We start from the raw sequence: 14,604 nt of genomic DNA on the forward strand, positions 1-14,604 counted from the left end.
CCACCACGTGCGAGGCAGCGGCCAGCCGCGCTCGGCTGAGCGATTCAGCGATGCGGCAGGCGCATTGCCAGCACCGCGGCCGCGGCAAACAGCAGCGGCACCGCGCAGGCCAGGTACAACCGCACCGGCGACCACCCGGCGTCCAGCAACACGCCCGCGCAGAGCGGCGACAGGATCGCGCCGACGCGCCCCACGCCGATCGCCCAGCCCATGCCGGTGGAGCGCACCGCCGCCGGGAAGACCACCGGCGTTACCGCATACAGCCCGCCCATCGCCGCGGTCATGGCGGCGCCGGTCAGCAACGCGGTGGCAAAGGCCCAGCGCAGCACCGTGCTGCTCAGCCCGAACGCGACCATGGCCGCCGCCACCAGCAGCAGGGCACCGGCCGTCAGCCACGACAGCCGCGCGCGCAGGGCCAGCCAACCGAACAGGCTGCCGCCGACAATGCCGCCCAGGTTCAACAACACCCCGCCGGTGACACCCTGCGCGGCCGACAGCCCGGCATTCACCAACAGCTTGGGAGTCCAGCTGAGCACGAAGTAGAACGAGAACATCAGCAGGAAAAAAGCCAGTGCGATCAGCAGTGATTGCCACCGTAGCGCCCCGACAAACAACGCCGCATAGCCATGCGTCTGCGCATCGGTCTGCACCGGCAGCGCCGGCAACTGCGCATGCGGCGGCATTGCCATGCGCGCCAGCACGGCGTTGAAGCGCGCAAGCGCCCCGGACGGGCGACGGGCGATCAGAAATTCCAGCGACTCCGGCAAACACAGCAGCACCAGCGGCACGCACAGCAGCGACCCGAGCGCGCCCAGCCAGAACACCGCCGGCCACGACCACTGCTGCAGCAACAGCGCCGCAATCGCCCCACCCAGCGTCGCGCCCACCGGGTAGCCGGTCGCCTGCAGCACGGTGGCGGTGCTGCGCCAGCGTGCAGTGGAGTATTCGGCCGCGGTCACCGCCACGCAGGCCAGCATGCCGCCAATGCCCAACCCGGTGAACGCCCGCAATGCGCCCAGTTGCCAGGCATTGCCGGCCAGGGCGGACGCGCCCATGCCCACCGTGAGAATGGCCAGGCAGATCAGGGTGAGCGCACGGCGCCCGATGCGGTCTGCCAGCGGCGCCAGCAGCAGCGAGCCCACCGCCATGCCGACCAGCCCGGCACTGAACAACGCCCCCAGCAGCTTGCCCGACAACTGCCAGTCGGCCGAGACATGCGGCGCGGTGAAGGCCATGGCCATCACGTCGAAGCCATCGAGCATGGTCAACAACACGCACACCGCCACCGCCCGCCACTGGAAGGGCGTCATGCGCTCCAGCACGAAGGGCACAGCGTCTGGGGTGCGTTGGAGCATGGGCATGTCCTGTGCATGGAAGGGCCGGTACCGATCACGTGTGCACGGCCGCGGCATGGCATCGCCGTGGACGGGCACACTGCCGTGCGCGCGGGCGAGGCAATGCCTGGCGAACACGGCAGTGCGATGACTGCACGCACGCTAGGCCCATCGCACGCACTGTTCAAGCCGGGCCAGCGCACGGCTGTGCGCTAATCGGACGCGGCGGGCCGCCGCTTCGCTTGCCCAGCCACACGTTCGGTCGGTGAGCCGGGTGCGCCAACGGCATGCGCACGCATGCCGCACCTTGCATGCCGACATCGATGCCCGTGGCCGCAACGCCCTGGCTGGTCGCGTGGTGCGTCGATGCCGGCGGCAAAGGCGCGGAGATTCATGCGCGCCGTCGTGCGATGCGCAGGCGCATGCCCCGGGATGGCTGCTGCAGGCAGTCTTGGCCACCAGTCACCTGGTGACGTGCAACGGCACACGCGTCGTGCGACTCATCGCAGTACGGGCAACGTCACCGCGCAGGTTCGATGTCGTGGTGCGATGACCAAGGCCGCCGGGCCGGTCGGTCAACCGCGCACCCAGCGCCGCCGGTCAATGCGAGCGACATCCAACATCCGTAGGCGCTTACCCTCACGGTCGCAGGCCGCGTTTGCCTGCACATCGCAACAGGCTGCTCATCCACCCATGCCCGCTGTCGCGCGGGTCATGCCTGCGGCAGCCAGCAGCGCCGCGCAGGTATCATGCTGCGGTGCTGCAGTCGGTGGCACGCTGACCTGCCGGAGAGTGCCGTGACCCCGATTCGCCCATTTCTGGACCACACCCCTCAGCTGGGCGCGCGCGTCTACATCGACCCGGCCTGCACCATCATCGGCAAGGTGAGCCTGGGCGATGACGTGTCGGTGTGGCCGGGCACGGTGATCCGCGGCGACGTCAATCATGTGCAGATCGGCGCGCGCACCAACGTGCAGGACGGCACCATCATCCACGTCAGCCACCACAGCCCCTTCAACAAGGCCGGCTACCCGACCGTGATCGGCGAAGACGTCACCGTGGGCCACGGCACCATCCTGCATGCCTGCACCATCGAAGACCTGTGCCTGATCGGCATGGGCGCGTGCGTGCTCGATGGCGCCACCGTCAAGCGCTATGGCTTTGTCGGTGCCGGTGCGGTCGTCGGCCCGGGCAAAGTCGTCGGCGAAGCCGAATTGTGGCTGGGCAATCCTGCGCGTCCGGCACGCACGCTCAGCGACAAGGAGATCGAAAGCCTGCATTACTCCGCCCAGCATTATGTGCGGCTCAAGGATCAGTATCTGGGCACGCTCGCCGCCTAGTGAGCACGCCGCACCAGGCGTCATCGCACGCGTGGTGATGGCAACGAACGCGTGAGCGCCCGAGCGTTGCCGCAGCAGTTACCCACGCGCAAGGCGAGCGGGTGAATCGAGCGTCCGGCCGATGCCCGGGCTTCCGAGCGCATGCATCGCATCCGCGCACGGCACGATGGCCCACATGCGCGTAGACCAAGAGGCCGCGCTGGCGAAGGATGCCTGCTGCCGGTCGAAGCCTGGGCCGCATGCGCGGCGGCGCTGTGCGCATGCTTCACGCACCTGTGCCTGCAGAACGCGGCTCAGGGCCGCGTGGCGTGCTCCAGCGCGGTGAGGGTGGCCAATGCCTGGGCGCGCGAGCTCCCACACATCTCCGCGGAAGGACGCAGGTTGCCACACACCAACGGCCGCGTCGGCAACCCGAACAGCCGGCATCGGCCCTGCCCGTCCAGCTGCACGCACGGCACGCCGGCCGGCTTGCCATGCGGCATGCCGGGGATCGCCGAACTGATCGACGGCGCAATACAGCACGCCGCGCAGCCGGCGCGGCACGGGATGTCCATGGGCATTGGTGCAGTGTAAACCGCCGCCCATGGTCCGGCGGCGGCCGGTCATCGTCGGCGGCTAGCGTGGCGGGACATAGCTGGACACGCGCACGCCAAAGAACGCCTGCACCGCGGCCAGGTTGCCCTTGGCCTGGATGTCCGCGCCCACGTCGCGGCTCATGCCGAGCACGTCGTCATCCGGCCAGCCGGGGCCGAAGCACCATTGCGTGCTGGGGATATTGTTCGCCTGCAGGTGGGCCAGCATGCGCGTGGTGGCGACCTCCGCGCTGCGGTTGCCGGCCGGGTAGCCGTGCTCGCCGAGGTAGCCGCGCTTGCCGGCATGCCGCAACGCGTCGATGAAGGGCGTCACCATCTCGATGCCGGTGTCCGGCCGGATCACCTCGTCGCGCCCGCCAGGCCCGATCCAGTTGCCGCCGCCCGCCCCGTTGCTGTCCAGGTAGTTGTGCGCTTCGTAGACGATGCGCGCGTAGGGGTCGGGGATGTCGAACAGGCCCATCGAATCCTGCTGCCAGCGCCGCGCGCTGGCATAGCCATTGCCGCACACGAACACGAAGTGCTCGCGGTCGCGATCGACGATGGTCTTGCAGCACGCAGTGGCGCTCTTCTGCCAGTGCGCCGCCATCGACAACACACTGCCATCGGCATTGAGTTCCTTGCCCTGGTAAGGCTCGTTCATCACGCCCCAGCCGAACACGGCCGGATGCTGCCGGAACCGATTGACGATGCGTGCCCACAGGTCGGGCAGGCCGGCCTCGTTGTAGAGCGTGCAGCCCGGCGTGCCGATCACCCGGTACTCGTAGAGCTTGAGCAGCCCGTCGCGGCGATCGAAGTAGCCCTGGTAGCCGAAGCTGCGCAGCGGATAGGTGTCGGCCCAGAGCGCGGGGTCGACCAGATTGTCGATGCGGTTGCCGCGCGCATCGACGATGGCGCCGCCAGCATCGCGCCGGTAGCCCGACTTGGCCGCCACCCGCTGCGGCAAGCGCATGTAGTCGTGCAGCTCCACAATCGCGCGTTTGCCGCGCGCGGCGATGTTGTCGAGCGCCGCCTGCACCTGCGCGCAGTAGGTTTCGTTCAACGACAGGCCCTGCCCGCGCGTGAAGCGTGCCGCCGTGGTCGGCAACCGGAACAACGGGCAGGCCCCGGCCGCGGCCACGTGCTGTGCGGTGATGGCGCGGTAGTGGGTGCCGATCTCGGCATTGTCCACATAGCTGTTGGACGCCAGGCCGGACAGGTTCAGGCCGGCGAAGGGCAAGGTGGCGCTCTGCGCAGCGGCGCTGCCGCCCCACCCCACCGATGCCAGCACTGCGGCGCCGGTGACGCCTTGCAGAACACGACGCCGAGTGATGCCACCGGCTGCTGCCAGCGTCTGGTGGGGAGGATGCGAGCACGCCGTGCTGGAGCGACGGCGGGGATGTGGATGGTCGGACATGGGCGCCTCCTGCGGTGCCGTGGTGGGATCCATGGCGGTGCTGCTCCCCCTGTGCGCACCGGCCTGGCGCCATGGTGCGGACACGGCGCGGTCGCGTCTGCGACCCGGTTCGCAGGCTGTCACTGCATGAAACGGCGCATACGTTTACATCGCATTACATGACAGCTACGCACCCGCCGTGCCCGCGTTGCAGGCGGAGGCAGGCAGACACAACGACCGCCCGCCAACGGTGCCGTGCATGCGAGCGCCGCTCGCGCACGCAACCACGCGCCTGCAATGCCTTGCGCCTGGACCTGTTGCGCCCCCGCTTGGCGGTGACGGTTGCAGCAGCAACAGTCGCCGTGCGGTCTAATTGCCAGCCATCGCTCGCTGACTAGCCGTCGAATTCGCCATGCCCGAGTACCGCTCCAAGACCTCCACCCACGGCCGCAACATGGCCGGCGCGCGCGCGCTGTGGCGCGCCACCGGCATGAAGGACGGCGACTTCCACAAGCCCATCATCGCCATCGCCAACTCGTTCACCCAGTTCGTGCCGGGGCATGTGCACCTGAAGGATCTCGGGCAGTTGGTCGCGCGCGAGATCGAACGTGTCGGCGGCGTGGCCAAGGAGTTCGACACCATCGCCGTGGACGACGGCATCGCCATGGGCCACGACGGCATGCTGTATTCGCTGCCCAGCCGCGAGATCATTGCCGACTCGGTGGAATACATGGTCAACGCGCATTGCGCCGACGCGCTGGTGTGCATTTCCAACTGCGACAAGATCACCCCCGGCATGTTGATGGCCGCGCTGCGGCTCAATATCCCCACCGTGTTCGTCTCCGGCGGCCCGATGGAAGCCGGCAAGACCAAGCTGGCCGAGCACAAGCTCGATTTGATCGACGCGATGGTGATCGCCGCCGACGACAGCGCCTCCGATGAAAAGGTGGCCGAGTTCGAACGCAGCGCTTGCCCCACCTGCGGCTCGTGCTCGGGCATGTTCACCGCCAACTCGATGAACTGCCTGACCGAAGCGCTGGGCCTGTCGCTGCCGGGCAACGGCACGGTTGTCGCCACGCACGCGGACCGCGAACAATTGTTCCTGCGCGCCGGGCGCGTGGCGGTGGAGCTGTGTCACCGCTGGTACGGCGGCGAAGATGCCACTGCCCTGCCACGCGGCATCGCCACGTTCGAGGCCTTCGAAAATGCGATGACGCTGGATATCGCCATGGGCGGCTCGACCAACACCATCCTGCATCTGCTCGCCGCCGCGCAGGAAGGCGAGGTGGCATTCGGCATGCGCGATATCGACCGCCTGTCCAAGCGCGTACCGCAGCTGTGCAAGGTCGCCCCGAATACGCCCAAGTACCACATCGAAGACGTGCATCGCGCCGGCGGCATCATGGCCATCCTCGGCGAGCTGGCGCGTGGCGGGCTGCTGCATACCAACGCAGCCACCGTGCACGCACGCACGCTGGCCGACGCCATCGCGCAATGGGACGTCACCCAGACCGACGATGAAAAGGTGCACACGTTCTACAAGGCCGGCCCGGCCGGTATTCCCACGCAGATTGCCTTCAGCCAGGCCACACGCTGGGACACGCTGGACACCGATCGCAGCGACGGCTGTATTCGCGATGTCGCGCATGCGTTCTCGCAGGAAGGCGGCCTGGCCGTGCTGTACGGCAACATCGCCCGCGACGGCTGCGTGGTGAAGACCGCAGGCGTGGATGAATCCATCCACGTGTTCGAAGGCAACGCCCGCGTGTTCGAGAGCCAGGATTCGGCGGTCAAGGCCATCCTTGCCGACGAAGTGAAAGCCGGCGACATCGTGGTGATCCGCTACGAAGGCCCCAAGGGCGGCCCCGGCATGCAGGAAATGCTCTACCCCACCAGCTATCTCAAATCCAAGGGGCTGGGCAAGCAATGCGCCCTGCTCACCGACGGCCGCTTCTCCGGCGGCACCTCAGGCCTGTCGATCGGCCACGCCTCACCGGAAGCCGCCGCAGGTGGGGCAATCGGCCTGGTACGCGACGGCGACAAGATCCTGATCGACATTCCCAACCGCTCGATCAATTTGCTGGTGTCCGACGAGGAACTTGCGCTGCGTCGCGCGGAACAAGATGCCAAGGGCTGGAAGCCGGTGGAGGTGCGCCCGCGCAAGGTCACCACAGCGTTGAAAGCGTATGCGTTGTTAGCGACGAGTGCGGATAAGGGCGCGGTGCGGGATAAGGTGTTGTTGGACGGTTGAGGCTGGCCGCTACGATAGATCGAACAGGCGTCAGATGGCCGCAGAGTGCAGTTGTGCAGGAGTGGTACGTCGTGCCTCACGGATGCATTCGCGCCCATCTGCGAATGCGCGCAACGTGGGGTGTGTCGCGCTCGGCCAGTGCAGCAACTGGCTGCCGTCATCGCGCACAATCGAGTCTGAAAAGCGTGTCTCAGGCGCAATCATGGCGGCTTGCTTGGCAGCAGGCGGCCATCCGCTGCATCAGTCGCACGGCAGCTCACACTCCGCCACCAACACGGCCCAGCCCATCCAACGGGCTGCGAACCGCCGACGCACCGCGTCCCAGCACATGCGTGTAGATCTGCGTGGTGGTCACGTCCTTGTGCCCCAGCAGTTCCTGTACGGTGCGGATATCGTGGCCGGCCTCCAGCAGATGGGTGGCGAACGAATGCCGCAATGTGTGGCAGGTCGCCGGCTTGACGATGCCAGCCTGCTGCCGTGCCGACTGCACCGCACGCTGCAGAATTTCTTCAGAGACATGGTGCCGGCCAGGCCGGCCGCTGCGCGGATCCTGCGACCGGCGCACAGACGGGAACAGATATTGCCACCCCGGCTCAATGTCGGCATTGGGATACTTGCGCGCCAACGCGTGCGGCAAGAAGACCCGACCGGCGCCGGCCGCCAGCTCCGCCGCATGCACCAACAGTGCGCGTTCGCGTTGCCACTGTAGCGCCTCCCGCAGGCTGTGCGGCAACGGCACCCGGCGGTCCTTGCCATTGCGCACCACGATCTCGCCACGCGCGACATCCACGTCCTTGATGCGCAGGCGCAGGCATTCCATCAACCGCATCCCGCTGCCGTACAGCAGGCTGGCCATCAGCCAGCACGGCCCCTCCAGCACCGCCAGCAGACGTGCCACCTCCTGGCGCGAAAGCACTAACGGAATCCGCCTGGGCCGCTTGGCGCGCACCAGGTTTTCCATCCACGGCAGCTCGATGCGCAGCACTTCGCGGTAAAGAAACAACAGCGCCGCCAACGCCTGGTTCTGGGTGCCCGCAGACACCCGGCCGTCAGTGGCCAGCCGCGTCAGGAACGCCTCGACTTCCGCCTGCCCATCTGCGCCGGATGGCGCTTGCCGTTGGCCAGGATGAAGCGCCGTATCCAACTGATATACGCCTGCTCGGTGCGTAGGCTGTAGTGCCGAACCCGCAGGCGGTCACGCACCTGATCGAGTACCCGAAGCGGTGGAGATGCTGTTACGCCATTGTTGTTAGGGGTGTATCTCATACGCCTGCGTCCTTGCTGGATAACACTGAAAGCATCCGCATGGTCGCGGCCGCTTGCTATCGTGCTATCCGTGACCCCGGCTAGGATTTCCCCCGTTCACAAAGCGCCAGCGATCGAAGATACTCCGTGCAACACCGCATTTCGGCGGTCCAATGGTTGTTAGGTGTACCTTGGAGAATAGGCGGTGGCCATTGTTTTTATAGTCTTTGCAATCGGGCTAGCCATTGCTGCATATCGCACAAACGGTAAGTTTGTACGCGTCTTTTGTGCGATCTTTTGCATGGCAAATCTAGCTGGCGCCGCGACTGCCATCTACAAGGATGACCCGTATGCGTTCAAGCTTCGTCCCAATGATGGTGATTACGACCCCAACTACCGCCGTGACGGCCGCCGCTAGCATCGCGGTCGTCACACCTAACAGTTCATTCAAGCCGAACCCGCTTCGCGGGTCGGCTTAATTCTGGTGTTAGGCCGCTATGGCAGCAACAAAGCTCTCGCAGTACGAGGCCTCGCTGCTCGCCTCGCGTTACCCGCAGCTCCCCAGCGACTACATCTCGTATCTGGCCACTCATGGCTGGGGCGATACCGCGAATGGCAAGGTGCTCTACAATGGGCCGCTGGAGCCCGCGGACATTTTTGGCGCAGCCGTTGGGCCAGCTGGCTTGCTCGTCCTTGGTGATGACCTCGCGGGCTACTGCTTGGCCTACGATCCAAGCGCTGGACTGTACGGCGAACTAGATCCGAATGGTCGCTGGGAGCCCTGGCAAATCGGTCGCGGGCTCAGCGCGTATGTCGCGGCCTAACAATTCGTCCAAGCTGACGCCGCTTCGCGGCGCGGCTCAACTCAGGCGTTAGGGCCCATGACAGACTCACCTGGACACGGAACCTTGGCAGTAGGTGGAGACTTCGCCAACGTCTTGGACGGCGAAGACTACCTGGCCATGCTGAATTCTCGAGATGAGGCAGCTGTAGTGCTCAAAGCTCACCTGATCCTTGAGGAGTTCCTCAATATCTGGTCGTCTAAGCTCACTGGCACTGAAGACTTGTTCGCCGGTGGATTCGTGAGCTTCAAGACAAAGCTGAGTATCGCCCGTAACTTGGGGCTCGCGAACGATCTGTACAAGGCGCTGGACAAGTACAACGACATCCGGAATAAGTACTCACACCGCAGGAAGTACCAGGCGGATGGTCAACTTGTCAGTTCGCTTGCCGGCGTAGTGGACTCTGCTGTTCCAAATCTAAAGATGGTTAGCTGCACCACTTTCGAGATCCAAAGTTCGGGCCTTGACCAGAACGGCGTACGACATGAGATGAACTACGCTTGGCCAGACTGTGATAACGGCAAGAAGTTCCTAATCATTCTTGTCGTGCTCGTGTTGAAGCTTACCCACTGGATGCAAATCTCATTCCAGGAGCGAGGAATCAGCTACACACTAATCACGTCCCTGCCCACTCACGTCCCTGCCCACGCATGAGCGCAGTGGCCCCTAACAATGCATTCAAGCCAGAGCCGCTTCGTTACGCAAAGCACATGGCAGGAAGAGCTTGCCATGTGCTTTGCTCCACTACGCGTCTCGGCTTAACTTAGGCGTTAGGCCGTACTATGCATCATCGATTACTTAAAGACTGTGCCATTCTGATCGGATACAGCCCCGAAGGGCAATGTGTCTATTCGACTCAAATGCCGCTTAGTTACTACCGGGATGGGGAGCATATCTAGGATTTCGGCACTGGCGTTCAAGACTTGCGCTTGGAGCGAGTTCGTGGCTACTTGTTCGACGAATCTGGAGACTGGATTCAGGAATTTGAGAGCGTCTTTGACCTTGCCACCGGCAGCTACATATCCGGCTGGCAAAAGCACTCTGACGGGACGTATCAAGAGGATGCGGCCTAACAATTCATTCAAGCCGAACCCGCTTCGCGGGTCGGCTTAATTCAAGGTGTTAGGCGGCACTGAACCTATGCGCACATTCGTAATTTTCCTCACTATCGCGGTCTGCGCTTTCGTTATTCCGCTCGGCTTCCGATTCTCTCCAAACAAGCTCTATCTACTGCTCTCCCTGTGCGCGTCGCTCGCCGTCTGGCTTCCTTTTCACCGGTACCTAGTCGGCCATTGGAGCGTACGTCCGAGGGTAACGCGCGCCGCCAAGATCAACGCTTCCAATGTAGTCGTGCAGGCCACAATCATGTCGGCAGCAGTTTTCTTCCTTTCGTGTTTCGTTTTCGGCATCTTCTTCACCATGGCGGTAGGCAACACAACTCTTCAGGTCGGCCGAGTCATCTCATCGTGGCCGTCAAGACGCTGCACCAACCTGAAAGTCAAGACGGAAACCGCTGGCTTCGTGAGTCTTTGTACTAGATATCCACTCGGCGTAGGCTCAGCCATCGCGGTCCGTGTTCGTACGTCCGCTCTGGGGCACTACGTCGAGTAGCGTCCTAACAATTCGTCCAAGCCGACGCCGCTTCGCGGCGCGGCTTAACTCAGGCGTTAGGGCGTGGTGAAGCAAATGCGTTGGTGGTTGCCGCTTCAGTAAGTTCGCTAGTGTGCATGCGGTCGGCTCCGGGCAGTCGTCATCATCGTTGCTGGTTGCGGCAAGTTCAGTGCTTCGCCTTGGCACGTCGTTGCCAGGCTGCGCTCGTTGCATTGGGCTTCGGTGGCATCACGCGCCGCGGCACCGCTGGGCAAGCTCCACCCCCGCGAGCTGTGGCACACTCGGTCCAGGCGGCAGTGCTGGGGAGCAAAGTTGCAACATCCAACCTCTGCGGCCATTCGCTGCCTAACAATTCATTCAAGCCGAAGTTGCTTCGCAACTCGGCTTAATTCAAGCGTTAGGCCCCGTGCTCAACCTCAAGCGCTACTTCAAGCACCGCAAACTGAAGCATCTCTGGGATCGAGTCTTGCCCGGCATGACCGTCACTCAAGCGGAGCAGATCATGGGGTTGGAGTTCTCTCGAGACTCAGAGAATGCTGCTGGGAGAGTCGTGTACTCCAATCATTTCCAGGACTATTTGCCGTTCTATCTCGTAGTTGATCACTCGTCTGGCAAGATAATCCGGCATCACAATATCCGGGCCCTCGATGAGCTGTCTTCCGGGGCCTAACAATTCATTCAAGCCGAACCCGCTTCGCGGGTCGGCTTAACTCAGGTGTTAGGCGCTGCCATGGACATTCCCGAAAGCATGAAGCAAGAACTGGGCCGCTGGAACAATTGCGCGGGTATTGACTTAGAGGCTTGGACGAGCTGCATGGGCAACTACGGTCTCGCGGTCGGCTATTTGACAGTGTTCTGGCCGGAGTTCACCGAGCACGATGGCTACATTCTTCGAGAGGGCTTTTCTGAGCAGTCACTCCGCGGCTTTGAGACCGGAGAAGGCGCCACCCGAAAATCCGTGGAATGGGTCATGAACCATCTCCACATCGCTGATATCCACTGCGGAGACGGCGATGCACTCACCCAAGATAAGGTCATTGTTCTTGGGCGCGCTCTAAAGGATATCTACCAAGCTAAGCTTGCTCGCCAATTTCCGCACGCGCCTTGCATTGTTGAGTTCTATGAGCCGGATGATGGCGGTGAGATCATGGACTACCAGATTTCGTTCTGGCAGGCGCGGCATGAGCCGGTCAGCCCCTAGCAATTCATACAAGCCGAACCTGCTTCGCGGGCCGGCTTAATTTATGCGTTAGGCCGTGGTGGAGAAAATGCGTTGGTGGTTGCCGCTTCAGTAAGTTTGCTTGAGTGCATGCCGTCGGATCCGGACAGCAGTCACCACCGCTGCTGATTGCGGTACGTTCTGTGCTTCGTCGCCAAACATTGTTGCCATGCTGCGCTCGTTGCAATTAGCTTCGGTGGCATCACGCGCCGGGCATCGCTGGGCATGCTCCATCCCACAACCTGTGGCACACTCGGGCCAGGCGGCAGTGCTGGGAAGCAAAGTTGCAACATCCAACTTCTGCGGCCGCTCACTGCCTAACAACTCATTCAAGCCGAAGTTGCTTCGCAACTCGGCTTAATTCAAGCGTTAGGCCAGTGACCATGCATCCTCGCCTGTTTCTCACAACTCTCTTTCTTTTGTCTGGCTGCACTCAACAAGCAGAAATGCCTGAATCAAAGTGTCCGGACGAGACAAACGAACAGGCCTTCTCTCGGCCACCGCTCGCGCTTCCGGAGGCGACTGAAGGACTCTACGTAGGCAAATACAAGATTTCATATGTGGTTCAGCGATCGGGAGCCGTCACCGATATTGAAGTTGATCTGTCGGAAGTTCGATTGAATGGCGAGCCACTGGTTAATGAAAAGTATCGGACCTACGCGGTAGATCGTTTGCGAAATCAAAAGTTATTGCCGCAGAAATTTTCTTGCAGAATGAGCATTTCTGGCTGGTCGAACTAATATAAGCACTGGCCTAACAATTCGTTCAAGCCGAGACCGCTTCGCGGCCCCGAAAATAAAGGGTCAGACTCATTTTCCAGATGCCTCATCAGTATGGCCAACGGCTTTGTTGGATGCTGATCGACGCCTTGCTGCTCGAAGCAGTTGACATCCCAACAAACTCGCAGCAATCTCTACCTCAAGGAGCGTAGAAACTCCTCGAACAGCGGTACCCACCTCCGTCAAACCGGTGGGTTTTTTGTGCCTGCAGATTCTTGCGGGCGCAGCCTACGCGATGTTCTGCGTCGGGAGGGCGGCTAATACAAGACCCCTCGGGGAAATACGCCCGCCGACTGTTCGCGGTTTCTAACCTCCCGACATCCCGTCGCCACCCGGCGGCGGGGCCTGTTGGTCAAGGAGGGCTTTGCCATGCGTCGATCCCCGTCCCCACTCCGTCCTACATCGGCGCGCAAGCGCGCCACGGTGCCACCGCCTACCGAGATCGGCTGGCGCACGCTCGATCCTTCGATCCCGCCACGGGTGTACGCCGAGCGCACGCCAATCCCCGAGCCACGCGGCGAGCCACGCACGCCGCGGCCAGGGCATCCACGCGCCCCGCACCACTGCACCATCGGCTACGGCTACTACCCGGCCAGCAACCACCGCATCCCCACCCTGCGCTTGCGCGGACGTTGGCTGGAACAACTGGGCTTTGCCATCGGCAGCAAGGTGCAGATCCGCCTGCGCAACGGCGAGCTGGTGGTCAGTGTGGTACCTACGGATTAACCAGGCGTGCCGTGCACGTAACGCAGACATACAGCGTCACATTGAGCACATCGAGGATGTTGCGTTTGTCGCACATGTCGCGCATGTCCCCGCATCATGCACACTCGCCGCTACGCACTGAGAAATCGATAGCATCCACGGTGCGTGGTGTAACCAAGCACATTCCGGCTGCGGCGGCAGCGTTGAATGGTCATTCGACCGGGGCCGCACTGACATCTCAGTTTGTCCGGATATTGCCCACCACTCTTTCCCTCACGCCATATCGCCAAGGACAGCATGTTCTCCATCTTCAAGAAGAAAGCCGCTGCATTATTGAGTGTTCAAGCCAATGGACGCGAGCTGTGTCGGATCAGTCAAAGCGATCTTCCGTGCGAGATCAAACCGTGTGTGTGGTTGGAGGCCGATAGCATCCTGGAGTTTGTCGATTCGACCGGAGACGTGCACCGACATGAACTCGGTGCCGCATCTGGGTGGTTCCACTTTTCCATTCGGGTGCATGCCAACCTGGGTTGCCAGGCGGACTGCGTCATTTCCCAGACCGAGCAGCTCGACCCCGATGCGTTTGCCACGGGCAAGGCAGCGGGGATCCGGTTTCAGCCGTTCTTCCTGCCGGGTGCGGCCATTTCCAACGCTGCCCTTGCAGGCAAGGGGCTGTTTGCGAGGGGACTGCATTTCAGCGGGCTTGTCACCAACAGCAACGTGCTGCTTTCCTGCGAGTGCGAGCACTGCAAGCGCTCGTTCCTGATCCGCTCCTACCATGCCGGCTTCAGCGAGGCGGGTTACTTCTATTCCGGGTCCGGCAGCTACACCATCACCGTCGACAGCCAGTTGCCCGGCAGCCCCACAGCGTTGTCCGAGCCCGATGCACAGGCGCTTGCTGCGCTGGAACAGGCACTGCCCTTGGCGCCGGACGGGTCCCGCTACGCCTACCTCAATCCGTTTCGCTGCCCGCATTGTTCCGAGCCTTACATCGACTTTGAGGCGAACCCGGGGTTGCGGCAGAACGAGTACTACGGGAATTACTTCGCCGGTTCCACGCTGCTGCGATACGTTGCCGAGCCTGTGTAACGTTTGCTTGGGTATCTGGTATGTGGCGGTGAATACGTTGCCCACTTCGACGGCGGTGCGTGTCTTACGTCACACGCTTCCAGATCCTGGCCGAGGCACATTATCTGCTGCGCGCTTGGCGGCACCTATGCAGCGTTTTACAAACACACGCACCGTTCGCTTTGATGGCAAGGCGACGATTGTCTGCCGCATGTTCGGCATGGACCGGCATGGTGAAATCGGCT

The 14,604-nt window shown here is 62.8% G+C and carries 12 protein-coding genes and 1 pseudogene; 9 read left to right on the forward strand and 4 right to left on the reverse strand.

All coding sequences use genetic code 11. From position 1 onward, the window contains the following. Positions 1 to 44: 44 nt before the first annotated feature. Positions 45 to 1,355, reverse strand: coding sequence for an MFS transporter (locus XnspCFBP7698_RS14935; RefSeq protein WP_123137555.1), 1,311 nt, complete (start codon positions 1,353 to 1,355; stop codon positions 45 to 47). A 776-nt stretch (positions 1,356 to 2,131) separates the two neighbouring features. Between XnspCFBP7698_RS14935 and XnspCFBP7698_RS14945 the strand changes: the two genes are divergently transcribed. Beyond that, positions 2,132 to 2,674 carry a gamma carbonic anhydrase family protein gene (locus tag XnspCFBP7698_RS14945; protein WP_199680182.1) on the forward strand — a complete coding sequence of 181 codons (543 nt, stop codon included), beginning with the start codon at positions 2,132 to 2,134 and terminating at the stop codon, positions 2,672 to 2,674. A gap of 293 nt (positions 2,675 to 2,967) precedes the next feature. Here XnspCFBP7698_RS14945 and XnspCFBP7698_RS14950 read toward each other — a convergent pair whose 3' ends face one another. Together XnspCFBP7698_RS14950 and XnspCFBP7698_RS14955 are read right to left on the reverse strand one after the other, a co-directional pair. Next, positions 2,968 to 3,234: a YkgJ family cysteine cluster protein gene (locus XnspCFBP7698_RS14950; RefSeq protein ID WP_123137556.1), complete on the reverse strand. Its 267-nt coding sequence runs from the start codon at positions 3,232 to 3,234 to the stop codon at positions 2,968 to 2,970. A gap of 55 nt (positions 3,235 to 3,289) precedes the next feature. Next, on the reverse strand, positions 3,290 to 4,660 hold the full coding sequence (locus XnspCFBP7698_RS14955) for a cellulase family glycosylhydrolase (protein WP_123137575.1): 1,371 nt from the start codon (positions 4,658 to 4,660) through the stop codon (positions 3,290 to 3,292). A gap of 391 nt (positions 4,661 to 5,051) precedes the next feature. Here XnspCFBP7698_RS14955 and ilvD point away from each other — a divergent pair, with 391 nt between their 5' ends. Continuing rightward, positions 5,052 to 6,890: a dihydroxy-acid dehydratase gene (gene ilvD / locus XnspCFBP7698_RS14960; RefSeq protein WP_104579371.1), complete on the forward strand. Its 1,839-nt coding sequence runs from the start codon at positions 5,052 to 5,054 to the stop codon at positions 6,888 to 6,890. 256 nt (positions 6,891 to 7,146) lie between these two features. Here the strand turns inward: ilvD and XnspCFBP7698_RS14965 are convergent. After that, a pseudogene (locus XnspCFBP7698_RS14965) lies at positions 7,147 to 8,156 on the reverse strand (integron integrase). Between the two features lie 476 nt (positions 8,157 to 8,632). Here XnspCFBP7698_RS14965 and XnspCFBP7698_RS14975 point away from each other — a divergent pair. The 7 genes from XnspCFBP7698_RS14975 (at position 8,633) to XnspCFBP7698_RS15020 (ending at position 14,380) form a co-directional block, all read left to right on the forward strand. Continuing rightward, positions 8,633 to 8,959 (forward strand): hypothetical protein, encoded by a 327-nt coding sequence (locus XnspCFBP7698_RS14975; RefSeq protein ID WP_104579374.1) that lies wholly within the window; start codon positions 8,633 to 8,635, stop codon positions 8,957 to 8,959. Between the two features lie 57 nt (positions 8,960 to 9,016). Next, positions 9,017 to 9,631 (forward strand): hypothetical protein, encoded by a 615-nt coding sequence (locus XnspCFBP7698_RS14980; RefSeq protein WP_104579375.1) that lies wholly within the window; start codon positions 9,017 to 9,019, stop codon positions 9,629 to 9,631. Between the two features lie 1,363 nt (positions 9,632 to 10,994). Then, on the forward strand, positions 10,995 to 11,258 hold the full coding sequence (locus XnspCFBP7698_RS21570; RefSeq protein ID WP_104579377.1) for a hypothetical protein: 264 nt from the start codon (positions 10,995 to 10,997) through the stop codon (positions 11,256 to 11,258). Between the two features lie 60 nt (positions 11,259 to 11,318). Next, on the forward strand, positions 11,319 to 11,789 hold the full coding sequence (locus XnspCFBP7698_RS15000) for a hypothetical protein (protein WP_104579378.1): 471 nt from the start codon (positions 11,319 to 11,321) through the stop codon (positions 11,787 to 11,789). A gap of 401 nt (positions 11,790 to 12,190) precedes the next feature. Further along, positions 12,191 to 12,547, forward strand: a complete 357-nt coding sequence (locus XnspCFBP7698_RS21375; RefSeq protein ID WP_146093144.1) for a hypothetical protein — start codon at positions 12,191 to 12,193, stop codon at positions 12,545 to 12,547. Positions 12,548 to 12,955: 408 nt separating this feature from the next. Further along, positions 12,956 to 13,312, forward strand: coding sequence for a SymE family type I addiction module toxin (locus tag XnspCFBP7698_RS15015; RefSeq protein WP_104579438.1), 357 nt, complete (start codon positions 12,956 to 12,958; stop codon positions 13,310 to 13,312). A gap of 276 nt (positions 13,313 to 13,588) precedes the next feature. Continuing rightward, complete coding sequence (locus XnspCFBP7698_RS15020) at positions 13,589 to 14,380, forward strand: hypothetical protein (protein ID WP_104579379.1); 792 nt, start codon at positions 13,589 to 13,591, stop codon at positions 14,378 to 14,380. The last annotated feature ends 224 nt before the right edge of the window (positions 14,381 to 14,604 follow it).

The organism is Xanthomonas sp. CFBP 7698, assembly GCF_003600855.1.
Classification (GTDB): Bacteria; Pseudomonadota; Gammaproteobacteria; order Xanthomonadales; family Xanthomonadaceae; genus Xanthomonas; species Xanthomonas cannabis.